Origin of the sequence: Citrobacter sp. C5_2 (genome assembly GCF_014596845.2) — a bacterium.
Classification (GTDB): domain Bacteria; phylum Pseudomonadota; class Gammaproteobacteria; order Enterobacterales; family Enterobacteriaceae; genus Citrobacter; species Citrobacter werkmanii.
The window spans coordinates 784,933-809,454 of the sequence record NZ_CP115032.1 but is presented as its reverse complement, the minus strand read 5'-3'; the positions used below and the strand labels follow the sequence as shown (position 1 = coordinate 809,454).

At 49.6% G+C, this 24,522-nt stretch carries 22 protein-coding genes and 2 pseudogenes; 10 read left to right on the top strand and 14 right to left on the bottom strand.

What is annotated here, in order from left to right:
* The first annotated feature begins 48 nt into the window (after positions 1-48).
* The 8 genes and pseudogenes from ICA20_RS03965 (at position 49) to ICA20_RS03930 (ending at position 3,665) form a co-directional block, all read left to right on the top strand.
* Positions 49-444: an antirestriction protein gene (locus ICA20_RS03965; protein WP_051594539.1), complete on the top strand. Its 396-nt coding sequence runs from the start codon at positions 49-51 to the stop codon at positions 442-444.
* Positions 445-496: 52 nt separating this feature from the next.
* Positions 497-982 carry a DNA repair protein RadC gene (radC, locus tag ICA20_RS03960; RefSeq protein WP_038642868.1) on the top strand — a complete coding sequence of 162 codons (486 nt, stop codon included), beginning with the start codon at positions 497-499 and terminating at the stop codon, positions 980-982.
* Between the two features lie 11 nt (positions 983-993).
* Entirely contained in the window at positions 994-1,215 is a 222-nt protein-coding gene (locus ICA20_RS03955; RefSeq protein ID WP_038633763.1) for a DUF987 domain-containing protein, read from the top strand.
* Between the two features lie 22 nt (positions 1,216-1,237).
* Positions 1,238-1,597, top strand: a complete 360-nt coding sequence (locus ICA20_RS03950) for a type IV toxin-antitoxin system YeeU family antitoxin (RefSeq protein ID WP_038633768.1) — start codon at positions 1,238-1,240, stop codon at positions 1,595-1,597.
* 48 nt (positions 1,598-1,645) lie between these two features.
* On the top strand, positions 1,646-2,023 hold the full coding sequence (locus ICA20_RS03945; protein WP_038633771.1) for a TA system toxin CbtA family protein: 378 nt from the start codon (positions 1,646-1,648) through the stop codon (positions 2,021-2,023).
* Positions 2,020-2,511, top strand: coding sequence for a DUF5983 family protein (locus ICA20_RS03940; protein ID WP_038633774.1), 492 nt, complete (start codon positions 2,020-2,022; stop codon positions 2,509-2,511). Before ICA20_RS03945 ends, ICA20_RS03940 begins: the two co-directional genes overlap by 4 nt.
* A 29-nt stretch (positions 2,512-2,540) precedes the next feature.
* Positions 2,541-2,735, top strand: coding sequence for a DUF957 domain-containing protein (locus ICA20_RS03935; protein ID WP_038633777.1), 195 nt, complete (start codon positions 2,541-2,543; stop codon positions 2,733-2,735).
* Positions 2,736-2,815: 80 nt separating this feature from the next.
* Positions 2,816-3,665 (top strand): annotated as a pseudogene (locus ICA20_RS03930) (DUF4942 domain-containing protein).
* A gap of 427 nt (positions 3,666-4,092) precedes the next feature.
* Here ICA20_RS03930 and ICA20_RS03925 read toward each other — a convergent pair.
* The 3 genes and pseudogenes from ICA20_RS03925 to ICA20_RS03915 form a co-directional block, all read right to left on the bottom strand.
* Entirely contained in the window at positions 4,093-4,299 is a 207-nt protein-coding gene (locus ICA20_RS03925; RefSeq protein ID WP_038633780.1) for a helix-turn-helix transcriptional regulator, read from the bottom strand.
* Positions 4,296-4,757: pseudogene (locus ICA20_RS03920) on the bottom strand (hypothetical protein). The gene ICA20_RS03925 and the pseudogene ICA20_RS03920 overlap by 4 nt, the downstream one beginning before the upstream one ends.
* 323 nt (positions 4,758-5,080) lie before the next feature.
* Entirely contained in the window at positions 5,081-8,296 is a 3,216-nt protein-coding gene (locus tag ICA20_RS03915) for an RNA-directed DNA polymerase (RefSeq protein WP_038633783.1), read from the bottom strand.
* Between the two features lie 265 nt (positions 8,297-8,561).
* Between ICA20_RS03915 and ICA20_RS03910 the strand changes: the two genes are divergently transcribed.
* Positions 8,562-9,344: a type IV toxin-antitoxin system AbiEi family antitoxin domain-containing protein gene (locus ICA20_RS03910; RefSeq protein ID WP_038633786.1), complete on the top strand. Its 783-nt coding sequence runs from the start codon at positions 8,562-8,564 to the stop codon at positions 9,342-9,344.
* The gene (locus tag ICA20_RS03905; protein ID WP_038633789.1) at positions 9,331-10,260 is read left to right on the top strand and encodes a nucleotidyl transferase AbiEii/AbiGii toxin family protein; all 930 of its coding nucleotides are present in this window, start codon (positions 9,331-9,333) and stop codon (positions 10,258-10,260) included. The genes ICA20_RS03910 and ICA20_RS03905 overlap by 14 nt, the downstream gene beginning before the upstream one ends.
* Positions 10,261-10,484: 224 nt before the next feature.
* On the opposite strand, the gene ICA20_RS03900 is transcribed toward ICA20_RS03905, so the two are convergent.
* The 11 genes from ICA20_RS03900 to tssC form a co-directional block, all read right to left on the bottom strand.
* Positions 10,485-11,642: a DUF3322 domain-containing protein gene (locus ICA20_RS03900; protein ID WP_038633793.1), complete on the bottom strand. Its 1,158-nt coding sequence runs from the start codon at positions 11,640-11,642 to the stop codon at positions 10,485-10,487.
* Position 11,643: 1 nt separating this feature from the next.
* Positions 11,644-12,990 (bottom strand): SbcC/MukB-like Walker B domain-containing protein, encoded by a 1,347-nt coding sequence (locus tag ICA20_RS03895; RefSeq protein ID WP_207212971.1) that lies wholly within the window; start codon positions 12,988-12,990, stop codon positions 11,644-11,646.
* 939 nt (positions 12,991-13,929) lie between these two features.
* The gene (locus ICA20_RS03890; protein WP_230592261.1) at positions 13,930-14,592 is read right to left on the bottom strand and encodes a VasL domain-containing protein; all 663 of its coding nucleotides are present in this window, start codon (positions 14,590-14,592) and stop codon (positions 13,930-13,932) included.
* Between the two features lie 286 nt (positions 14,593-14,878).
* On the bottom strand, positions 14,879-15,280 hold the full coding sequence (locus ICA20_RS03885; protein WP_149282300.1) for a hypothetical protein: 402 nt from the start codon (positions 15,278-15,280) through the stop codon (positions 14,879-14,881).
* A 6-nt stretch (positions 15,281-15,286) separates the two neighbouring features.
* Complete coding sequence (locus ICA20_RS03880; protein WP_038633797.1) at positions 15,287-15,979, bottom strand: hypothetical protein; 693 nt, start codon at positions 15,977-15,979, stop codon at positions 15,287-15,289.
* Positions 15,972-18,596 carry a type VI secretion system ATPase TssH gene (gene tssH, locus ICA20_RS03875; protein ID WP_129695038.1) on the bottom strand — a complete coding sequence of 875 codons (2,625 nt, stop codon included), beginning with the start codon at positions 18,594-18,596 and terminating at the stop codon, positions 15,972-15,974. The genes ICA20_RS03880 and tssH overlap by 8 nt, the downstream gene beginning before the upstream one ends.
* Before the next feature lie 160 nt (positions 18,597-18,756).
* A complete protein-coding gene (gene tssD, locus ICA20_RS03870; RefSeq protein ID WP_003024437.1) occupies positions 18,757-19,248 on the bottom strand; it encodes a type VI secretion system tube protein TssD in 492 nt (163 codons plus the stop codon).
* Positions 19,249-19,264: 16 nt separating this feature from the next.
* Positions 19,265-20,929, bottom strand: coding sequence for an OmpA family protein (locus tag ICA20_RS03865; RefSeq protein WP_038633807.1), 1,665 nt, complete (start codon positions 20,927-20,929; stop codon positions 19,265-19,267).
* 3 nt (positions 20,930-20,932) lie between these two features.
* On the bottom strand, positions 20,933-21,574 hold the full coding sequence (tssL, locus tag ICA20_RS03860; RefSeq protein ID WP_038633810.1) for a type VI secretion system protein TssL, short form: 642 nt from the start codon (positions 21,572-21,574) through the stop codon (positions 20,933-20,935).
* A gap of 5 nt (positions 21,575-21,579) precedes the next feature.
* A complete protein-coding gene (gene tssK, locus ICA20_RS03855; protein ID WP_038633813.1) occupies positions 21,580-22,917 on the bottom strand; it encodes a type VI secretion system baseplate subunit TssK in 1,338 nt (445 codons plus the stop codon).
* 23 nt (positions 22,918-22,940) lie between these two features.
* On the bottom strand, positions 22,941-24,476 hold the full coding sequence (tssC, locus tag ICA20_RS03850) for a type VI secretion system contractile sheath large subunit (RefSeq protein ID WP_038633817.1): 1,536 nt from the start codon (positions 24,474-24,476) through the stop codon (positions 22,941-22,943).
* Positions 24,477-24,522: the final 46 nt, after the last annotated feature.

The following is a 24,522-nucleotide window of genomic DNA, read 5'->3' as shown; positions in this document are numbered from 1 at the left end:
ACTGAATCTCTCACCTCACCACGTACTGATACAGACCGCATCGAATGCATGCCCGTACCCGATGAACAGCGTGCCGCCTTCTGGCCGCAGCAGTTTGGCAGCATACCGCAGTGGATAACCCTTGAACCCCACATTTTTGGCTGGATGGACCGGTTTTGCAGGGACTACAGCGGCGGGATATGGAATTTCTTTACCCTCAGCAATGGCGGTGCATTTATGGCCCCGGAGAACGAAAACGATGAGAAATGGACACTGTTTAACAGCATGAACGGTAACGGCGCAGAGATGAGCGCTGAGGCTGCCGGAATAGCCGTCTGCCTTATCGCTTACAGTCATCACGCCTGCCGCACCGAATGCAATGCCATGACGGAGCACTATTATCGCCTGCGGGACTATACCCTGCTGCACCCGGACTGCCACGCAATTATGCGTATCATTGATTAGGGGAATAACCATGACGAATCCGGCCCCCTTACCCACGTCATCGCAGCCTGATATGTTCCCGTCACTGACCTCACCACACCAGGAAGTCCCCCTGTCCCCGTATGCCCGGCGAACGTTACGGCGGGCAATGAACCTGCTGGAGCGCCAGTTGCGTGAACCCGGTGTGGCCTTCACCTCCGCCGGTGCCACCCGGGACTGGCTGCGTCTGCGCCTGGCAGGGGAAGAGCGCGAAGTGTTTATGGTGCTGTTCCTCGACAACCAGAACCGCCTCATTGCCCACGAGATACTGTTCACCGGCACTATCAGTCATACCGAAGTCCATCCCCGGGAAGTGGTGAAAGCCGCCCTGAAACATAACGCAGCCGCCGTCATCGTTGCCCATAACCATCCGTCAGGCCTGGCGGAGCCCAGCCAGGCTGACCGCCGCCTCACGGAACGTCTTAAGCAGGCACTAGACCTGGTGGATATCCGCCTGCCGGACCATCTGGTGGTTGGCGGCATGGAAGTAGTGTCATTCGCTGAACGCGGCTGGCTGTAAGGAGAGCAGCGATGAAGATTATCAGCAAACGTCAGGCGATGGCGCTATATCGCCAGCATCCTGAGTCCAGGCTGTTTCGCTTCTGTTCCGGAAAATACGCCTGGTCCGGCAGCGTCTGCCACTATGCAGGGAAGGAGGTCCAGGATATCAGCGGCGTCCTGGCCGTGTTCGCTGAACGTCGCCAGGACCGCAACGGCCCGTATGTCGTTCTGCGCAGCGTCACCCTCAGTTAACTCATATTCAAGGAGCACGACCTTGTTGAATAAAACACTGCCGGCAAATCATCATATTTCTGAACCGTGGTGGGGACTGAAACGTAATATCACCCCGTGCTTCGGTGCACGGCTGGTACAGGAAGGCAACCGGCTGCATTATCTGGCCGACCGCGCCAGCATCACCGGGACATTCACCGACGCGGATTTGCGCCATCTCGACCAAGCGTTTCCGGTACTGCTGAAGCAAATGGAACTGATGCTGGTTTCCGGCGAACTCAGTCCCCGCCATCAGCACTGCGTCACGCTGTATGCAAAGGGACTGACCTGCGAGGCTGACTCACTCGGATCGCATGGCTATATCTATATAGCGATTTATCCGACACCATCAGTAACGTCATAACCCCCGCAACACCTTTCTTTTTACCCCTTCAACAACGAGATACCCCTTATGCAAACACAACCCGTATCCCCGGCACGGGAGGCTTCTCCACGTCTGTCACCCGTGGAGATTTGGCAGCGACTTCTGAGCCACCTGCTGGATCATCACTACGGTCTGGCGCTAAACGACACGCCGTTTGGCAACGACGACGTGATTCAGGAGCACATTGACGCCGGTATTTCCCTGTGTGATGCCGTCAATTTTATCGTCGAAAAATACGATCTGGTACGCACTGACCGTTACGGATCCAGCACTACAGAGCAGTCACCGCTTATCAGCAGTATCGATATTCTCCGCGCCCGTAAGGCCTGTGGACTGATGACACGTAACGGCTACAGAACGGTGACAGATATCACTACAGGCAAATACAGCAAGATGACCCGATGAAGCTGTCTCTCAACGTGGAAGCTGATGCCATCAACGTTCTGGCCCTCAACATGGGGCGTATCGCAGTGGATGTCGATGGTATTGAATTGTCCGAACTGATCGCCGCGGTAAACCAGAACGGCTGCTCACTGCGGATCGCGGATGAACCTGGGAAGATCGCCGTTGAATTCCCACGGCCCCCTTTTACATCATTACCGGGGATGTGCTGCAGTACTGCGCACCTCACGGAGGAAGACAATTCACTGTTGTACGCCCTGTCACATCAGCGCGAAGACTTCGGCGAGTCGGAATGGATTATGTACACTGGTTCAGATTATCTGATTCGCCTGTATGCCTGGTCGTTTCCGGTATTACGGCTCAAACGCCTCGGACTGTCGAAAGCCTGCCGCCGGTTAGTGATAACGCTTATCCGTCGCTACGCCGTTGGCATTGTTCATCTGGATGCCTTTGGCGAAGTGCTGCCCGGCTTTGACGTTTTCGACTGGTAACCCCACCTCAATCACCACAAGGTTTTCACATGCCAGAATTAACCACTGAAACCGCTCTCGATATTTTGATTTGCTTGCTGCAGGACAACATCTGTTGCGACAACGGGATTATCTTCGATAACGACGAAGTAAATACCGATTCAGCCGTGCTGTTGCCATGGATTGAACAGGCACTCAGGGATGTTCGCGATCTTCAGCGTCTGCAGCAGACCAGTACAGATTAATTACCTGTCCGTACTCATCACTTACCCATAAGCGCCAGCCCTCACCGACTGGCACTTTGCTTTATATAAGGAAATAAATGATGTCAGACCTTACTCTTAACGAACCCGAAGTATTAACCGGCCACACAGACGTTATTTGCTCCACCAGCATTGAGCGCATCGTCACCGGACGTAATGCGGCGCTGGCGCAGATTGAAGTGCTCATGCAACAACTTAGCGATATTGCAACACTGACCCGCAGTATTGGCGGTAAAACCGCTCTGGACTGGGCCATGAAGCAGGAATTCCGCCGTGGTTGCTGGTTGATGGAAAAACCAGAAACAGCGATGAAAGCCATTACCCGTAATCTCGATCGTGGTATATGGCGCGATTTAATGAAAAAGTCAGGGATGCTTTCCATCATGGACGCTCAGGCTCGTGATCAGTGGTACAGAAATCTTGGGGGGGGAGAACATTCCTGCAGTCAGCGAAGCCAACATTCTGAGCACTTTTGAGCAACTGTATCTGAATAAAGGTGATGTGTTTGAGCGGGGTGTCATTAACGTCTTCAAAGGGTTGAGCTGGGATTTTAAGACGAACAGCCCCTGTAAATTTGGAGGGAAAATCATCGTCAGTGGGCTAGTCAAATGTGACCGGTGGGGATTTGGGCTTCTCTGGGGCTGGCAACGCGATCGGTTAGCTGACCTTGAGCGGATGCTGATGCTTCTGGACGGAAAACCGGTTCCCGACAACCGTGCCGACGTCACCCGTCGTCTCGCCAATCATATCCATGAAAACAGGCACAGCAATCGTTACGAGGATGAGATGTTTGCAATCAAATACTTTCAGAAGGGAACTGCTCATATCACCTTTAAGCGGCAAGAACTGGTCGATAAGCTGAATGACATCATCGCACGTCACTACCCTGGAATGCTGGCATCCGGACAGTAATCAGGGGCCTGCACATATGTGAAATGTCAGTATCAGTGCAGAGTTAAACAAACCCCTTGCCAGGTTCGCCTGCTTATGGACAATATGATACTGACGTTCCTGGTGCTTTTCTTCTGGTGGTTTGTTACTGGATTCTGTAACGCACCAGGAGCGTCACCAGACAAAGGACCATCATAAAGTATCAACACATCAGCCTGAGGCGAGTATCCCACTTATCGTCACCGATTCGGGTTTCGGATTCATACCAATCGGGAATGAGGGTACAAATGAGGGCATAAATATAATCACATCAAAAATTTTACTTATAAATCATAAAGATAAAACAAAAGATCGATTCCGAGTCCGGCACCACTATTTAAAGAACCCGCCCAAAAGGCGGGTTTTTGCTTTTTGGGGACAGAAATTCTGAACCCCATCCCTGCCCTGACTATCTATATCGCGAAGGCCAAATATGCTCTGGCGCCACACCCAATGCTTCAGCGATCAGCCTTTCCCCCTTGGGCCAGTGCTTTATCAACGCATTTGCCAGCGTGGAGGACGCCAGCCCTGATTTGCGGGAAACGGCGGACAGCGACGTCCCCTGTTTTTTCAGCGCCGCGATGATGTCAGCAGAATGCCAGTCCGGTTGCATCATGCCGCCACCCCGTCAATAAACTTCACGCTGTCGGCGGTACGCAGCCAGCGCGGGGCTTTCATTTCTGCCGCAAAATAGTTGATCAGGTCATACAGCAACCAGCTAAGGAATTTCTCCGTTTCTGAAGAAAACCCCTGCCCCGCCAGCGTTTGCGTCAGGGCGAGGCAGTAGCGACAAAGCTCTGTGCATTCGGGCCCAAACTGAGGGGAATTCGCCGGAAGAGTATCAACGGTCAGGCTTTCAACAAGATGGGGCGGGACGGGTTCTAACAGCGTGGGCTAGAGCAGCGCCAGAGCGGCGTTGAGTCTGCCACAAAGCGCCATTTTCAGCGTGGGGTCGTCGTTTTCAATCAGGGTTTCAGCGAAGTTTTCACAGTGATCGGCAAGGACGGTGAAGTCCGTGGCGGCATTGAAGGAAATAGCAAGTAACGGGTGTGTTTGAGTAGGGATCGTAGCCATAGTGGCAGCCTCCAACAAAAGTTGATAAACCACCACCTGAGAGGTCAATCTCGTGGGTGGTGGAACTGGACGGAGTTGACCTTACCGGCTTTGTTGGCAACCGGCGCACCTTGCGGTGCCCCCACCCAGCCCACCATTGAGGTATAGCCGTTCGTACGACATAAAAAAAGACGCAGGCGCGTCAATATGTCGCCAACAAAATATATTCAGGAGGTCAATCCCGGCACCTGAATTTGCAGGTGCCGGGAAAAGATACCGCTAAGAGTTGTAAACAGCAAGAAAACTCCCTTACGTTTTTCCAAAATAACCTGAGCCACTAAATATTATTTTGGTGGTAGCTTTTTTCTATTTCTGGCCAAACGAAATCCTTCAGGTAATGGCTTGAACTTATCTCCTTCTTTCGTCCACCGCGTCGCCCTGCTCTGGAAAGTTCTTAACGCATCAATATCCAACGTCGCCGCAACAACAAAATCATTGTCTCCCCCCTTTACGCGAGCAATATCACGCATAAAAGATTCTTTGGCCGGAGAACGCACGCGGCTGTCGCCGTATTTACGGTTATTCACTAAAATAGTGTATGCATGTACATCAAGTGCGGCTGATTCGATCAATGACGCAAATGTATCAAGGTCTTTATTCCAGCTTAATACCATCAGGGCATCAACGGCTCCCTGAAATCGTACTCTTGCCTTGCTATTCTGAAGTTCAGAACAAATCATAACGCCAAAATTAACGCCGTGATGAATATAGACTGGCTTACGCTGTTTAGCACTGAGCGTTGAAAATGCCCACGATTTACCATACGTTGAATGTAATTCCTCATCTTCACCGACGGCAGGTTCCAGCTTAGGTTGCCATATTTTCACTGATGCAGGATATCCCAATCGGTTATCTGACAGGACGAGCACAGCTTCACTAAGTAACTGATGGTCATTAATATGGCGATATTCCGTACCAGCAATCAGGCTGATGCCAGCCGAACTTAACCGCTCAGCAATGCTATTAACCCAGCGTAACGGCACAGAAAGTTCGGGGAATAAAATATAATCAGGTTTAGGTGATAACTTTAGCGTTGCATTAACCAACTCTGATATACGCTGATATCGACTGCGTGATAGTTCTGATTTATTACAAGCCATTCTTGCCCAATCGTCTTCATCGGTTCTGATATTGGTTAATGCCACAACAATTTTACGTTTTTTATCAGTACCAATGTGGAGAAATTTCCGGGCTCGTGACGTTGTCGTTGCATCTTCCGTATCCTGTTCTGTTGCAAGCAACGTTGGCTTTATCCACACTCCACGCAATGCTTGTGTATATTTAGCCCAGATAACGGAAGGCTTATCATCCAGCATTTTACCATCTGCGATGGGTAACCCGACACATTCAGGTGCCAATTCGGATATTTCAGCAGGCGTTAAAGGTCGCGTCGGGAAAACATACGGCAAGTAACTCTCATTCTTGCGATCCCCTTTTTCCACTTTTTCAAGACGAGTGTTTCTGGTTGACTTCAGAAACGCTTTAAGAATGTCGATATCAATCAGCGATACAGCATTTATCGATTTCAGAATTTTACTTTCCTTCTTACCATCACGCTGGCCGACGAGTTTTCCTGCTGACTGGCTTTGTAAGATTTTCTTATAAGGTTCCTTCGCCAGATCCGCCAATGCGACTGACTGCGCCTTTTTATTAAAATCAGCAAAATCAAAGCGTAAATTAATTAATTCTTTAAATTGCGTAAGGTTGTCAATCATCTGAGAAAGAAAGATATCTGATAAATGCTTTTCTTTTTTAGAGCGCTGACCAAGGAATAATTTATCAGGAGAATAAAAACGAGTTGCCGCATCAACAAATAACCAAGTCAGGGTACCTTTTACAGAATGCCAGAGATTTTTTATTGCTTTAGTTTCACAACCATTGATCGTTATTTTTTCACCTGATTTGATAACGGAAGCCAGTCTGTCTATTGAATGGTAGGCTTTGAGTACGATTTTTTCGGCATGCTGCCATTCGTTCATACTGATAGCAAATCCAAGTAATCTGGGCAAATAACTAAAATGTGCAAACAAGTTATCCGCCCGGAGAATATGGTTGTATGCAAACTGATAAAACTCTTCTCGCTGTTCTTTCCATTCACCGGAGGGCAGATCTCGCGCCAGAGTCTCAACATGACGCAATTGCAGAGACCATCCTAAGCGGCGGATAGTTAATCCATCCGCCCGGCGCAACGTGTCAGCATTTTCACCTACGCTACCGGCAGCAGAAAGAACTTTCGCGGCAGTAGAATCTTCCAGTTGATCCGGCGACGGCATCAGTCGGTGTTCACTGGAAAGTTCATAGATCTCTTTTTCGATGCTGTCCAGGAGGTCAATCCCGGCTCTTCCCTGAAGGATAAAAAGCTTTTGCTTATCGGACTGAAGTTGAATAGTTGTTTTAGCCTGAAACGTCTCACCTTGCTCTATTTGCCATACCTGTTCTTTATCTGGCACAGGTTTAATACAGTCTTTACCAAGCCGTTCCTGCAATAACGCCATAAATTCACGGTTATTAGTGATTGTTCCAGTATCTCGTATCACCAAAAACATATCATCGACATAGCGTCCGTAGTGAACCGGAGATAGCTTCTCAATTATTAATTGATCCCAGCGATGCAACAAAATATTTGAAATAATACGGCTGGCCGTTAGGCCAATCACCAGACCGCCGGTTATTGTCACTTTTTTATTTGCAATCTGTTTTCCGAATTCTGATGCACCATCAGACCAACGTTTTAAGAATTTCGCCAATTGTAGATTAAATTCTTTTTCTTCATCAGTAAGATTAACGCTCAACGCGATATGGAGATCTTCAGAAGTTATCGCCAGTGGATCAATAAAGTGATAGTAGCCCTTTAGATCTAATGAGGCTGCAATAATGTCATGATCTTTATCTAATTCGTCACGTATAGCCTTTAAACCGTCACCACGCCACTTCTGATAGGGATGAAAGTAGGGTGAGAACGAACCAATTGCACTGATATGAAAGGGTTTATCCTGCTCATCGCTCAATATTTCATCATTACGGATACGTTTTAGCCGAGCTCCATAACAACAATTTTTCAGACCAGAATCAAATTGATGCCCTACCATATTGATCCATAGTGCAGAAATAATATGTGTATTCACTGGAAAATCGCCAATGACACGAAACTCAGGCGTCAATTCGAAGTTATCAAATAAATGTTCGGCCGCTCGGGCAGGATTAGAAAAATGAACATGCCCATTTTCTTCTATATCCGTTTTTTTCTTAATCGATAATTTTTTTGGCAACAGGCGAAATTCGCCAATAAAATCATCATTAGAATAAAAACCGTCATTACTCTGCAAACTATCTAAAAGTTTATTGAGATTGCCAAGAAGATCCTGTTCATATTCAGCAAAGTTGATTGCCGTGGGAAAAGTGTTCTCAAAGAAACAGTCGGCTTTCGCTTTCCGATAGGCAACCAATAGGTCTTCAATTGTCAACGCATCCCAGCCGGTAAAAAATGCCTGATATGCCATAACTTATTGTCCTTTATCTAAAATTTAACAAAATCAGTTCACTATATCTGCACGGATAATTTTGCACCTGTGTTACACGCTCTGCTTAAACAGACCGAATACATTTGAGTTTGCTTATCGGTCACAATTACAAGTTTATTTTTTTTACTAAATGTCGATTAATAATCGACATTTAAGATAATAATCAAACTCAGTATTGTTAGGTAACATTGATGAATCTATAATGGTTTAATAATTTTAAAAATTGTCCATCAAGAGGCGACATTTGCCAAACTATATAAACTGGCTGATGCAAAACACCCTACCCGGTCAGGTGTTGCTCCAGTCATGGCTTACCCGCAGCGGCATAGATCGTAAGCTCTCTTACCTCTATGTTCAGAATGGCTGGCTAAGGCGGATTGCGCACGGCGTATACTGCCGGACAGGCCGTGAACCAGACTGGGTTGACGCGGTTTACTGCCTGCAAACGCAGTGGGAAAGACCGGTTCGCGTGGCGGGGCTGACCAGCCTTGCGTTACAGGGTCATGCTCACTATACCGAGCCGGGCAGGCAGCAAATCTGGCTCGCGCTTCCGGCTTATGTCAAGCTGCCGGGATGGTTCGCCGCCTTTGAACAATCCGCGATGTTTGTCACGCTGTATACCTCTGGCCTCACCGTTGATATACCGTCATTCACGACACAACTGAATATCGGCGACCGACAGTTAACAGGTAGTGTCCCAGAACTGGCCGCGTATGAAATAGCCTACGGTGTTCCTTCGTTTATCTCGTTCGAACATGCCGACGCTCTATTTCAGGGAATGAATCTTCTCAGCCCGCGTAAATTACAAACACTGCTCTGCGCCAGTCATTCGGTTAAAACCAACCGGGTGCTGCTTTACCTTGCCCGACGCAATGCGCATCCTTATTTTCGGCATCTCGATCAAAGCGGCATAGAAACAGGTACAGGAAAACGGCAAATCGTTCCCGGCGGCTGGCTGGAGCCGGATTATCAAATCACCGTTCCCCGCACATTTAAACCGGAAGGAGTCGAAGATGGATCTGCGTGATAGTTATGCCCGACAGGTCAGACTATTAATGACTGCCCTGCCGTATGTGGCAAAGGAGTCCTGCTTCGCGCTGAAAGGCGGCACGGCAATCAATTTGTTTGTACAGGATTTTCCTCGCCTGTCGGTGGATATCGATCTGGCGTATAAGACCTATGCGGATCGCGATTCCGATCTGGCTGCGATCAATGATGCCTTGATGCGTATTACTGAATCACTGAACGGCAGACCGGGGATCAACGCTATCCGGCAGGAGAACAAAGCGGATGAAAAGCGCATTATCGTTAACACCGCCGACGCGCAGATAAAGATTGAAGTTAGTCCAGTCTGGCGTGGGCTGCTGTTGCCAGCAACAGAAATGCCGGTATGTGAACAGGTGGAAATGGAGTATGGCTTCACCACGATGAATGTCGTCTCGCAGGCGGATCTTTACGGCGGTAAAATCTGCGCCGCGCTTGACCGCCAGCATCCGCGCGATCTGTTTGACGTGCTGAATATGCTGGAGAAACCGGGGCTGACGCGCGAGATCTTTGACGGCTTTCTTTGTTATCTGGCAGGACATCCCCGCCCCATTGCCGAGCTGCTGGCACCAAACTGGGAAACAGCGCGGATCGCTACTTTGTACGCACAGGAATTTTCAGGAATGACACAGCAGGAAACGTCGCTGGAGTCCCTTTTATCAGTAACGACATTGCTGCCACAAGCGCTGCAATCGCATCTTACGGACAGAGATCGCCAGTTCTTGCTCAGCTATAAGCAAAATACCCCTGACTGGTCGCTGTATCGCTATCCTGAAATTCAGCACCTACCGGCCATTCGCTGGAAACTGCGTAATCTGGCGGTACTGAAGGAAAAGAACCCGGCCAAGTATGCGGCGACGGTGAACAAGTTAGAAGGCGTTCTGGAGCAGTACTTTTAGCTCTGATTCTGAGAGATTAAATTGAGCCATGATGTTTGGTTATCTCAACTGCTTCATGGCCATATCTCAAAAAGTGATTAAAATATTTATGTAACTCAATAAATAATAATCAATATCGTAAAATATTAACTCAAAAGCGCCTCATTCGACATCTCAACTAAAAGCTCAATGCAGGGGTGACTGATCAACCTCCTACAAGCGAGGTGGGTATGTTTTTCACACCGTTATATGTGAACCTCAGATTTTGCCCATCTGAGCAATGCCTCTTCAACTATCCCCGCAGGCAAAAATTCCTGCTCCAGGCGACCACGCGGCGAGCGGGTCAAGTAACGATAAAAATCGGCCTCTTCATTAAGCAAGCCATCAAGCATTGCTTGCTGCGCTTTTACCGGTTCAGGAACGGCGCTATGGCTGGCATATTGCTCAAACAACTCACGGTTCATAAGCAGAACATCAAGCGTCGGGCGACAGCGCCTGGCTCTCGCCAGCATCAGTAGCCCCCAGCTATCCATGTCCCCCCAATAGGCAACGCGTTTTTCATTCAGAACAGAGCTGGATAACCATTGCACGTCAAGGCCACACCCTAAGATCGCGATAGTGTCAGATAACGCTGGAAGTTGATGCAGACACTGTTCATTTTCAATCACCAGCACACACGACGCGGGCAATGTCGTTTCCGCCAGTTCCGCTGTCGTCACCCGGCATTTTTTAAAAGGGAGCAATCCGGGCGATAATGGCACAACCAAAACCCAGTGGCTGGACTCATCAAAAGCATCAAGAAAGGTAGTTAACCCCTGCTCGCTGGCTTCGCCGGAAAAACGCACGTCCAGCAGTCGGGTTAATAATGAAATATTATTCTCGATAAATTTGGTATCCACCCCTTGCCCGGAAAGCAGCCTTAACGGCAGCCCTTTTGCGCAACCTGGCTCTAATCGGCAGGCCAGCCTGGCGGCGCTGATGATGTCCTGTGGGCTTTTGTGCCGCCAGAGTGAACGATGACTGACCAACAGCGGATGAAAAATAGGGTCAACCTGTTCAATAATTCCCTCCAGCAAGCGAAACTCCCGGCTCACCGCCTGATCCGCCGCGGCGCTGAGCCAGTCAGAAGGGCCATTCAGGATCCAGCGCAGCGGCATTGATACCGGTCCGTCGCTCGCCCGATAACTGACCTCTCCCCAGTCCACACGCCCAACCGCGACTTGCCGCCATAACTGCACGTGTTGTAAAACGCGCTGAGGCTGCTCTGCGAATATTTTCGCGGAAGGTTTGCCAATGGTCAGACAGAGCGGCCAGTTACCGGGTGGAAGTAAACGCTCGGCCCGGAGCTTTGCGTTATCCCACTGCCGGGCAAGCTTTTCACGCAGTTCATCAGGAGAATACATTCTACGCGTTCTCCCGTCGTCGGGAGTATTGTTCAAGCTCTTCCCAGCTCAGCGAAGCCATATTTGAATCCTGACCGCGCCGGTGGACGACAATCGCCGAGCGGGTATGGTCACGCAGCAGGCGCATTTCCTTATTGGGGGTGATAAATACAGCATGTAAGCCGAATTCTCTAAGCGCGGCAATAATCCTGCCCGCCACGGCATGAGAGCTGCGGGAGAAGGCTTCATCAAGGACAATGGTGCCGAAAAGCGGATAACGACTCCCTGCAGGACATAGCGCGTAGCTAAGTGATGCGGTCAACACGTACGACGCGATAATCTCTTTTTCTCCGCCGCTACCACCCTGCGAGCCGGTACGTGACTCAATCACATTTCCACTCTGACGATCCATCACCGATACGGCGAACTCCAGACGAAAGCGGGGATCCAGCAGCGCCTTCGCCCCCAAGGTACGGTTTCGTTCACAGGCATCCCGTAGTTGCGCCACCAGCACCTGCAAAGCCTTATAATGGCTCTCGCCGTTATCATCAACAAACCGGGCGGTATTTAGCTGACGCTGCGCTTTTTCAAGCGTGCGCAGGCTTTCATGGACAACTTTTTTGGTATCCAGACGCAGGTAGCGATCCGGCTGAAAATCGACCCTGAACATGGTTTTATTGAGTTCGCTGAGTCGCGCTTCAATCACTAACACCTCATGATCGATATGGCTGAGCAGTTGCGTTACCCCATCATCAGATGAACGATTCAGATAGTCAAGGAAGCGGTTAAGCTTTTCCGGCAGGGCTTCTTCGGTCAGTTCCTGCAAACGCTGTAAATAGACAGGAACATCATCCAAATCAGCCCCAGCCTCAACGAGCGCCCCAGTATCCACACGTTTGGCTTCAGACATACGTTTGGTCAACTCAATGTTCAGTCGATGCAATTCACCTTTAATACCCTCAATTTCTTGCTGAATTCCCCGCTCATGCTGACGTTCCAGATCGCGAATGTCAGGCAGTTGCTCCAGAGCCACCACTGGAAAATGTGACGCGCACAACTCTCGCTCTTCATCCTGCATACCTTGTTGCGCGGTTTGCTGGGCCTTACGTTCTGCGGCCCTGGCGGAGGTGAGTTCTGTATCCAACCCATTAGTGACTTTATTGGCGGCTCTGAGCTGCTTATCAAATTCAGACTCAACCGTTTGAGCCTCATCAAGTTTTGCTTTCGCTACGCTGGCATCGGAATCAGGATGGATCAGATTCTCCAGCCGCTCCTTGAGCGCTTCCAGTTGGTTCTTTGCGCCGGGAACATCAATGCTATCGTAATCAATCTGTTGTATTTTCTGGAATGAAATGGCCTGATTTTGCAAAAGCGCCACCTCGCCTTTCGCAACCTCAAATGCCGCGTTTGCGGTTTTAGTCTGCTCCTGAAGCGCGGCAACTTCTCTGGCAAGAAAGTTCAGGCGATCGCGGTTATCGAATCCCGTCAGCCAGTCTTCATCAAGGCGTTTCTGATCCTGTTTGTCATAAAAACGCTGTTTACCAGACATTAACCCCTGAACCGCCATGGCATGAGGTGTGTCACGCAACTGTTCAGGGCTGTCAACACAATGCCTGTCGCTTTCTGCCAGTAATACTTTGACGGCCTCTCGCCACGGATGATCTTTCCACAGCAGTTTGCGGGTAAAACCATCATCAAAGAAGCGAACGGGCGAGTGCGGTAATTTGACTTCCAGTAGCCGAACATGCAGACGATTGTTACGCTGATTTACCCAGCGCAGCGCTTCCTGTGCAGATTCAGGCGCAACAAGAATACGCAGCCTGTTACTCCCGACAGCGCGTTCAATCGCTCCGCGCCATTGCGCCTCTTCCGGTTTAACCTGTATCAGTTCAGCAACAAAAGGCAGTTCAGACTCATCAATGTTCTAACGTATGAACTGATAACGTCCAGAATAACTTTACAAGACAGGATACTGAAAGGCGTAGTGGAAAAATGCGTAAATTGTGTTAACTCCCTACGATAAAAAAATAACAACTCAGCTTCATAACAATGGTGAGTTTTATGGTATGGAACTAATCGCGTGTCGTAAGAGTGGGTAGAGAGTCAATTACACACCAATTTTTCGTGATAACCCTCAAAAAAATAAAGCGATTTTATATGGGGGCCTTCGTGGGGGCTCTGTTCGCGAGAAATACCAACAAAACCAATAACAAACAGCATGTTAATCGTGGATATGATTCCGAGTCCGGGCACCACTATTTAAAGAACCCGCCCAAAAGGCGGGTTTTTGCTTTTTGGGGAATAGAATCTAATCCCTTCCCGTAGCGCTTTCTTTCAATAGCATATAGCGATTAAGAAGCTGATTAATCCGCATATCGAGCTGCTGATACAAAGCGGGTGATACACTCCCCTGCTTTTTTAATTCGTCATCTATTTGACGCAATAACTCTTCTGTCGGCGGCGTTTGGTCAAGCTGGCGGCGGATAGTGAAAATGGCTGATTTCAGCTCCGACCCCGTCAGATATTTACCTTTGCGTTCATCAAGCATATTTAGCCGGGCGGTTAACGCGTCCAGACCCTGTTGGGCATCATGCCAGTTTTGCAGAGCGCTTTCCGGCAACGCTTCCGTGGTTAACGCTTTCTGTAACCCACTAACGAATGTCGTTGTCTGCGATTCCTCCGGCCACAGGGTGACTAACTGCTGCGCTAATGATGCGGCATATTCTCTCGACCACAAAGGTGACAGGTCATGTAAAACGTCCAATTGCCCTTGCGTTGCGGCAATTATTTCCTGCTTCTGTTCCTTCAAATCTGAAGATTGCCTCAACGTGGACAATTGCTCTGGCGTCAGCATCTGCGGCAATGGCTTCACCAGTTCATATCCGTCGGCGCGCATATGAGTGATACCAAGAAAAGCGCCTGTACTTACGACCGCAGTCACCATGACACCGATAGCAAACCCCAACCACATCCGTCGGGTCCCATGTGCGGTTTGAGTAGCAAAAACCGTTGCGCTCGATTGCTCTGATATCCTGGCTGGAAAAATGTACTACGTATCGATACAGCGAACTCATTTCCTCTGTACCATTAAAGTTAATAACATCCAGTACAGACTTGCATGAAGGGATATACAATTGATAACGATTCAGCGTATTTTCAGATATAAATGACATCCCGCCGCCAAGTGATTCATCCATTCCCATATATTTAACCCCTGTAAATTTATAAAGAGCCACTTCCAGAACAAAAACTTACCCTCAACGCATTGTTTTTATTAAACTGACCAAATCTTTTTTCTTGTTAGCGACAATAGAAAAAGTAAATCGATGATTATCATTTGATATCCAAAGTTCTTCTCTTCCATTATCACTATAATCATAAAGATGAAAGCCAAGACCTGTTAGATAATCACGAATAATTCCCACATCACCACCGTGAAAAATAACAATATTTGTTTCTCGTGTACTTCCATCAGGAGAAATATATTCAAAGCGATAATTATTTGATATCCTTGGAGCCTGCTTGATATCAACATCAGTATAGAAATAGTAGTCAAAAATATCGCTTTCCCGATATTCTAATTTATCTGGCCAGGGTATTAACAGCGGTGACAAGAAAATCAAAGCAATCGTCACCAGTATTATTTTATAGTAGCTCATTATCATTCACCTCGACAAAAATGAATAATAACCGCCATCCCCGGTGATAATTTCTACCTGACCAGAAGTGAAATCACTCCACGGTTGCACCCATGTCATAAATGAAGGCAGGCGCCCTTTATAGGGTTTATGGACAGCACAGTTATCCTGGGGGTCTGGAAACAGTAATGGTAAAAATCCTTTATTCTTATAATTGCCTATCGGCCCATAAAAATCCCATCTACTCAGTGCCCGCTCTTTACTGACTAAGCTCAGTCTTGACGGGTAGTCTGAGGGAAGGATTGCCCGGTAGAAGCCTAAAAGATCGGAGGTAAGATCCTCTCCGCTAAATCCACTGTCGGTATACCAACTAAAACACCAATTAGATTGCAAACGTTCAAACAAGCGCGCCGTCATCATCATCATGGCTAACGCAACGCTGTTTTTCTCACATGTAGATAAACCTTGTTTGATACGCCACTTAACAAACTTTCCTGTACCAAACTGGCGATGATATACAAACATCTTTTGGCTATAGGTGACGTCATAATAACCATCACGACTTGATTCACCTCGTTTTATATCTAACAGTAGGTTTTTAATATCACTTCCCTGTGCATGGCCTATATCTATCCATCCCAATATTTCGCTGTAAACAAGCCCTGTTTTACGATCCAAGGTCCACTCGGAAGGTTCAATAATATCGTCACGTTTACTCATCATTAAACTCCAGCATCATTCCCTCTTCATCATTCCAACTTAGAGTGAGTTGCTGAGGTTTTTGCTGCCGGGAAAGATACGTTAACAACTGCTGACTGAGCACAGGTAAGATTTGTTGATTCAGCAGACTATCAATATTCCTCGCTCCCGTATCCGGTAGCAGGCAAGCGGCGGTCAGGGCATCAAAAAGGTTCTCGGATATTATTGTGGTGATGCCGTAGTGACGCAGTAATCGCTGGCTAACCTGCTCCAGTTTCATCTGTACAATCGTACGTAACGCAGATTCACTGAGCGGATGGTAGATAATTGTCTGGAAGCGGGCCAGCAGCGCCGGCTGGAAATGATCGCGCAACAGTGGGCGCAGCAGTTCGTGCAACTCTGACTCTGTGGTTCCCGGTTGCTCTTCCAGCAGTTGCATCACTGCGTCGCCGCCAAGATTGGAAGTCATCAAAATAACGGTATTGCGAAAATCAATTTCACGACCTTCGCCGTCACGCATGAAACCACGGTCAAATACCTGGTAAAACAGGTTCATGACGTCGCGATGCGCTTTTTCTACTTCATCCAGTAGTACTACGCTATAGGGGCGTTTTCGCACCGCTTCGGTCAGGATCCCTCCCTGTCCATAACCCACGTATCCCGGAGGTGAGCCCTTTAGCTGGCTCACAGTATGCGGCTCCTGATACTCAGACAGATTAATCGTGATTAGCGATTTTTCACCGCCAAAGAGAATGTCAGCCAGGGCCAGCGCAGTCTCTGTTTTGCCGGTTCCGCTTGGCCCGGTAAGCAAAAACACGCCCTGTGGGCCGTTTTCCGGCGTAAGCCCTGTTTTTGATGCTCGCAACCGCTGTGCGATTGTATTCAGCGCATAATTCTGCCCGATAACGCGGTTTCCCATCTGGGTTTCAAGCGTCAGTAAATCCGCCTGGGAATCCTTCATTAATGAAGACAAAGGTACACCGGTCCAGTCGGCGATCACCGTAGCAACGGTACGTGCGTCTACATCCGGAAACAGTAACGGATGGCCCTGCTGAAGCACACTAAGCTGCTGCTGCAATTCAACCGTTTCCGCCTGACGAGAAATATCACGGCGGCTGGCCAGCAGTTGCTCAGTGAGCGTTAATTCCTGGCCGTACTGGGTTTCGCGTTCATCCAGTTCGACAAGCAGACGATTTTCCCGCTGTTCAATACTGGCCAGCCTTTCACCATGCTGGCCATTTCCTACCGCGAGGTCTGCAAGCAATGCCTGCTTTTCAATTTCAAGCGCGGTGATCTCCGACTTCAAACGCGTCAAAGGTTCAGGAACGGTATCAAGGCTCATCCGCACTCTTGCACCTGCGGTATCCAACAGGTCGACGGCTTTGTCGGGTAATTGCCGCCCGGTAAGATAGCGGCGAGAGAGCGTAACGGCGGCTTTAACCGCTTCGTCGGTGATGTGAACGCCATGATGTTCTGCATAGCGTGATTTCAGACCACGCAGCATTAAACAGGCAGTGTCATCATCCGGCTCATCAACTTTAACCATCTGAAAACGCCGCTCCAGCGCAGCATCACGCTCAAGATACTGTTTATATTCGCTCCATGTGGTCGCCGCGATGGTTCGTAGTTCACCTCTGGCCAGAGCGGGTTTTAGCAGGTTGGCTGCGTCTGCGCCCCCCGCCTGATTACCAGCCCCGATGATGGTATGGGCTTCATCGATAAAGAGCAGAACAGGCGTTGGCGATTGCTGAACGGCGTCAATGATATTTTTTAACCGCTGCTCAAACTCACCTTTCACTCCAGCACCGGCTTGTAACAGCCCAAGATCCAGCGTGCGTAGCGTTACTGATTTCAGGCTATCTGGCACGTTACCTTCAGCAATACGCAGCGCCAACCCCTCCACCAGAGCGGTCTTGCCGACGCCAGGTTCCCCGACCAGAATGGGATTATTTTTTCGCCGACGGGACAGCACATCCACCATTTGCCGGATTTCATTATCGCGACCAAATATCGGGTCGATATCGCCAGCACGCGCTTTCGCGGTCACGTCCAGCGTAAATTTCTCGAGCACGCCTTGTAATGCTGGCGACAACGTCGACTGAGCAAGGCCTGGACGCACTTCGTCATCTGGAGAAACCTGCGCCAGAGCGGCTTCTTGCTGCCTTTCCGGACGTTCATCCGACTGGACATTTAATAGCGGCAGAAGCCGTTCCAGTTGAATATGTCCGGCGCTCAAAAGAGGCCACAGGCCGTCACACTGCAATAGTGAAGGCTTTCCTACCAGCGCCATCAGCAGATGTACGCCACGTATCTGCGAATTTTCATCCGTTGCGGCACACAGCCACGCTTGTTGCATTAAAGAAAGGAGCGCATCAGACAACTGCGGGCGACTTTTCACGGAACGAGGCTGAACATCCAGATGCGCCAGCAGTGACTGCCAGAGATTGTCGATATCCCATTCATAACGACGAGCAATGACCGTAATATCGCCCTCTCCCTGCTCCAGCAGCTTTAGTAACCAGTGTTCGGGCGTGATTTCTGCATGCGCGCGCGTCTGGCATAACGATGCCGCTGCTTCAAGCGCCTGAGCACAATAGGGGTTGAGACGTCGTAATAACACTGCTGACTGGTGTTCCATTTGCTTCCTGACTCCCTGTATTCAGGCACGCTACCGCCCGTGGCCGTAATCCAATGCCCATAAGGTAATAGTGATGTTGATACTCTCTGCTGAACCCCGCCCGGGACGCTCAGCAGAGGGCATAAAAAAACGGATGAGGAAATCCTCATCCGTTAGTGCATTACGCGGTGGTACGCTCGTTCCAGGCGTCAGAATGGATGATGTTGCCATCCTTATAGGTCCAGACGATCTTCTCGTAGCGCAGTTCAATCTGTTCCAGGTGGTTATGCTTCTCTTTAGCGGGATCTTTAATGTCGTACATCACCGGGTTTACTTTCACCACTTTCACGTTGTGCAGTGTGGTGTTGAAGTATTCCACTTCCTGACCCGCATCATTGATGCGATACCATTTGAACTCTGCCTGACGCAGGGTCTGACCTGTGGTTACAGCCTTGTACAGATACGGGCTGGAGGCATCGATTTCCTTAGTGAAAAGGAACGGGGTATGGATGCGCGTCCCGGTCAACTTACCGGTGTTGTTATCCGTAGGGATGTACAGGTTATGTTCCTGGGCCACCACTTCGATACTGCCCACACGGTCTTTCACATCAACAGAGCCTTTAATATCCGCGCCGCCGTCGTCTTTCAGCCAAAGGTAGACTGGAATTGCCATAACTCTTTCTCCATTTTTACTTCGCTAATGCGTCACCGCCTTGCGGTGACGGTTCCTTCATGCCCGGCACCTGACAGGCATCAGCCTGCGGTACCAGACTGATCTCTACACGGCGGTTAGCTGCCCGTCCCTCAGGCGTATCGTTGCTTTTGTAGGGACGTAATTCGCCATAGCCCTGAACGGCAAAACAGCTCTCCGCAACATCGCCGGTATCGCGCATCCAGTCGCGAACAGATTCCGCACGTTTGAGAGAAAGCTGCTGATTAGATTTATCGTCACCCACATCATCGGTATGTCCGGCGATGACGATCAGCCAACCGGGTTTAGCTTTGATATTGACCAAAGCCCTAATGAGTACTTTTGTTGAACCGGCCTTTAACGCCCATTTGCCCGTATCAAACAGCGACATACTGTCCAGACGTACGGTTTGCGGGGAGGTCACTTTCGGTTTTTCAGGTGGTAGCCAGTCGCTGATGGCGGCCAGCAAAGGCGGGATCAATCTCATCCCCTGATACAATCCCATTGAAAGAGAAAGGGGTTCACCTTGCTGATACCAGCGATCCAGCCGCTGCGCATCCCGACGAAGTTGATCCTGAGCCTGAATCTTTGGCTCGACAGGATTACCGCTAAGATGGCGGTATACCGTCAAATGATCGTTGGTGATCCTGATGAGATGTTGGTTATTGATAAAGCTGCATGTCATTGCCAGCCCGACAAAAAGGCCGCACAGAAGACCACTTACGCCCACCGCTCGTTGAAAAGCAGTCAGCGCCCGGCGGTGGGATAAAAAAGGCAACGCTAAATCAGGAAAAGGCAACTGTACGGGCGCTGCTGACGCGGCTGGAGGAAGCGTTGTTTGAGCCGTGATATGCCGTTGCCACAGATTATTTTCGCAGACCGCCAATGAGGTGAAACACACTACCCGTAAAGCAGAGAAAAGAGGCGGAGCATGGCGCTCGGTGTCGCCTTGTACCTTCTGCAGCCATCCCAGTAAATTATCTAACCACACTGCATGTGTAAGATGAAAATGACGAGCCGGGCGCTCTTGCGAAGAGAAAGCCGCAAAGTCGTCTAATCCTGTAGCCGACTGCACTTCCGCATCCTGAGGCGTACGAATAAACCAACGTACACTCTCATTGCACTGAGGAGAATTCAACCAACAGCACAGCCAAAACGGCGGTATACCTGATAACCAACGCCGGCTTTGGGCCACTACACGCCGCCAGCTGAGCAGCATATGCTTAAGCGCGTCTTCATCATTATGCCGTTCTGGAGCCAAGGCCAGCATCACGGAAACGCGCATAAGAAGCCCCGGACGCTGCGTAGCTAACTGACGAACCAGAGCAATATAATGCTCCGGGGACTGGACAGATAAATACCAGCCCTGTGAACTCTCGCAAGAATCGCCGCGTCCAGTGAACAAGAGGTCATTATCGCCACACACCAGCACAACCGGCCCACTGAAACTCTCAGGAGGGAGCGGAACTTCATGAGCAGAATGAGCAGACTTCAACCGACCATACTGACGCCAGGCATAAACCATCCCTGGAATGAAAAGCAGTAAAATAAAGACGGTAAGCCCACTCCTTACACCCGCACTTAACGGACTAAATCCCCAGACCAGCAACAAAGCCAGCACGGCCGCCAGCACATAGTTAACGATCCCTCGCAACTGAGCCATGTCTTATCCCTGCCCAATAAGCTGAGCTACCTGCCCTTGTAAGACATGAGAAAATGTCAGCCACAGGGCACCCAACGCCAGCACACCGACAATCCATGCCAACCACCAGCGACGCTTACCGCCTGAGAATCCAGAGGCCAGCATGATAACTGGGGCATCGTGCTTTAACTTAAAAGGCATCGCCTGAGTCGCCAGCGCTTCAAGAACATCTTCACGACGCTCGTCACCTTGCTCACGATAGCGCCCAACAAAACCGAGCGTGATTGCACGATAAAAGCAGGTTAATACGGCAGTATCAGGAACGGACTCGCGCAGGACGGTACGGATGCGCTCCCAGAGCTCTTCTCCTGCATTGGTCGTGTTGAAATAGCGGGCCTGTAAGGGGGTCGCAAGCCAGGTGGTATAACCGCTATCCTGCCGATTGCGGTTCAACACGCTTTCATCCAGTAACGCACATTGCGTGTAGAGCATGTGCTCAACGCTGTGTTCGCTGTACCCCATCTCACACAATGCCTCACGCGCAGAATCAACCCATTGACAGGCCTGGCGATAGAAAGCTGCCCCATCATCGACTTCCGCCCCGCCACGTAACTGGCTGACAGCAAGCCAGGTTGGCCAAAACACCTGATCAATATCCTTATTCATTTATTTCAATCCCTTAAGACTGCGAAAAGCTCAAGTTGAATCTCTCCCAGCGTTCCCGGCACATAGAAAGCGCAATTACCAGCATCCAGCATGGCCTGGGCTGCTGGATGATTAATATCAAGAGCAAAGTATTGATTTTCCAGTCGTAACGGGATGGCTGCGGGTACATGCGTTAGCGGTTTTAAAGGAATACCGCTCAGTGCCACATTGACGACATCAGAGACATCTGCCCGGCTCCCTGCTTTACAGAGCTGTGGGAATTGCGTAAGGAGGACATGCGCAGGAAGATCCGAGCGAATGGAAAGGTAAAAATCAGCGCCTTCACGCAGTCGGGCATCCGACAAAGCGCCATACCAGAACTGTCGCTCTTGCGTCAGTTCAATAGCGACAACGCGAGATGGCAGGCTGGCTTCCAGCAGTTCTACCAAAAGTGCAAACAGCGGAGGGAATACCTGCTGCGGATTTGCGTGCTGGTATGGAGGTACAACGCTGACATCATGGTCTAATGAAAAAGTCAGCAGGCTGCCTGCTAACCGCGCCAGCTCACGCCACAAAAGTTCGGGGTGACGGCCTGGGTTTTGCAGCATTTCTTTCAGAACAGGCTCTGAGCTATTAAGCGCATTCAGCAGCCAAAACAACGAAACATCAGCTACCGCAAAATCCGCCATTCGTTCATTACTTTCTCGGCGCAAGGCCATCAGGCGGCGACAACGGGCCTGGATACGATGCACCAAATCACTAAGCGAATTGATTAATGAGGGGCTGGCTGAGAGTGAAAGCGCTGGGGGTAAAAAATCACGTCCCAGCTCCCACTGCCCCTGAGCATTACGAATAAGGCAAGCTACCGGACAAGTCAGGTAAGCGCTGTTATCGTCATGGCTATACCGGAGGGTGATAGCATGCCGCAGCACGGCCATATCAGTTCTTTCCTGACCGGAGAGATCCTGTACTGGCAGCCATTCCTGCTGCCAACGACACGGACGGCTAACGCCGTTGCCTGATGAAAGATTGCCGCCATTAGCCGAAAGCAGCGGCAACGCCAGCACGATCTCAACACTGCTGTAACCAGTAAGATGCGATAAATCACACGCCGGAGGCAGGTTATCTGAAATACCTGTATCCACTAACGTGCCGTCAGGAAAGCGCACAACCAGATTAACGGGATTCAAACGGGAAACCGTTAGCGCACTTTCATCAAACTCCGCGCTGATGACACCCCACGGTGATGAAAGTGACATGTGAGCAACAACGTCAGCGACATAGGCATCCCAACGTGTCTGTTGCTGAAACTGCTGGGGAGCCAGAAAGGCCCCCTCGCTCCATAACGGACGATAGATCTTCATCGCACCTCCTGTGCGCTGCGTCGTTAAGATTTCGACTTAGGCATTTGTGAAACTAACGACAAGCTGACGTCCATACCTTCAACCTGGAAATGCGGAATGGCATACAGGCGCACACGGAAGAAACCGGGGTTATCCTCGATATCCTCCACCACGACACGCCCATCACGCAGCGGGTGTGATGCCTGCAAATCATCGCCAGGATCGGTCATTTCGGTTACCAGACTGCGCAACCAATTATTAAGCTCAAGCTCAAGCTCAAGTAGGCGGCGATCTTTGGTCGTACCAATATTTTCTCGCTGCAGTATTTTCAGGTAATGTGCAATACGAGAAAGCAGGAAGATATACGGCAAACGAGAGTTAATCCGACTGTTAGCCGTCGCTTCCGGCGTATCATACTGCGCAGGTTTCTGAGCCGAGTTAGCGGAGAAGAAGCAGGCGTAATCACGATTCTTGTAATAAGAAAGCGGAATAAAACCAAGGTTGGCGAATTCAAACTCCCGGGTTTCCGGAATCATCACCTCAGATGGAATCTTCACCTGATTACCCGTACCCAGATCGTACAAATGGATAGGCAGGTCTTTAACTGCGCCGCCCGCTTGCGGCCCACGGATCTGGACGCACCAGCCATTCTTGATAAAACTTTTCACCATGTTCACAGCGAAAGAGAAAGATGCGCTGGTCCACAGATATTTTTCGTGATCCGGCCCCTTCACCTCTTCAACATAGTTAAAGCTACGTACCGGCACAGTATCAGGACCATACGGCAGACGACCCAATACACGCGGCATAGTCAGCCCGATGTAGCGTGAATCGTCGCTATCACGAAATGCTTTCCACTTGATGTATTCAGCACGTTCGAAATAATCATTGATGTCTTTTATGGCCGCGACTTCTTCCATATTTTCTTTCAGGAAAAATTTCGGCCCAACGGAACCGATAAACGGCATATGACAGGCTGCCGACACGCCAGAAATATTGCGCAGCAGTGCAATATCCTGCGGGCTGTTATCAAATTCGTACGCTGAAATCATTGCCGCAATGGGTTCGCCACCAGGCTGATCATATTCTTCAATATAAACATGGCGGTATAACCCGCTCTGGATAAGCTCCGGCGCATCGTCAAAATCATCACGTAACGCATCCTTGCTGATATCCATCATTTCTACCCGGACATTGCGACGAAAATCGATGCCGGTGATCATCGAATGTAAACCGCGCCAGAGCGATTCTTGCTTCTGAAACTCAGCATGATGCATAACTTCATTAACCTGATCGCTAATCTGCTTATCAAGACGAGCAATTTGTTCATCAAGCAGCGTTTTATCCAGGCGCTCTACTGGCTGTGCAGCGTCCGCCAGACATGAGACCAGAACCTGAATAGCGGCGGTCACGCGTTCAGCCGGAGCGGCATCAGAAAGCGCTTCATCGCTCTGCCACGCATCTACATTTTTTAATGCCGAAACCGGGGAAAGATTAATTTTGTCAAAGAGGGATTGATAAACGCTGCGTTCACTGGTCGTAGTGGCCGCGACTGAAGAGGTATGTTCCTGAACAGACATCAACATATTCCTTTTATGGTCCTTTACTATTCCTGCCAATTAAGCG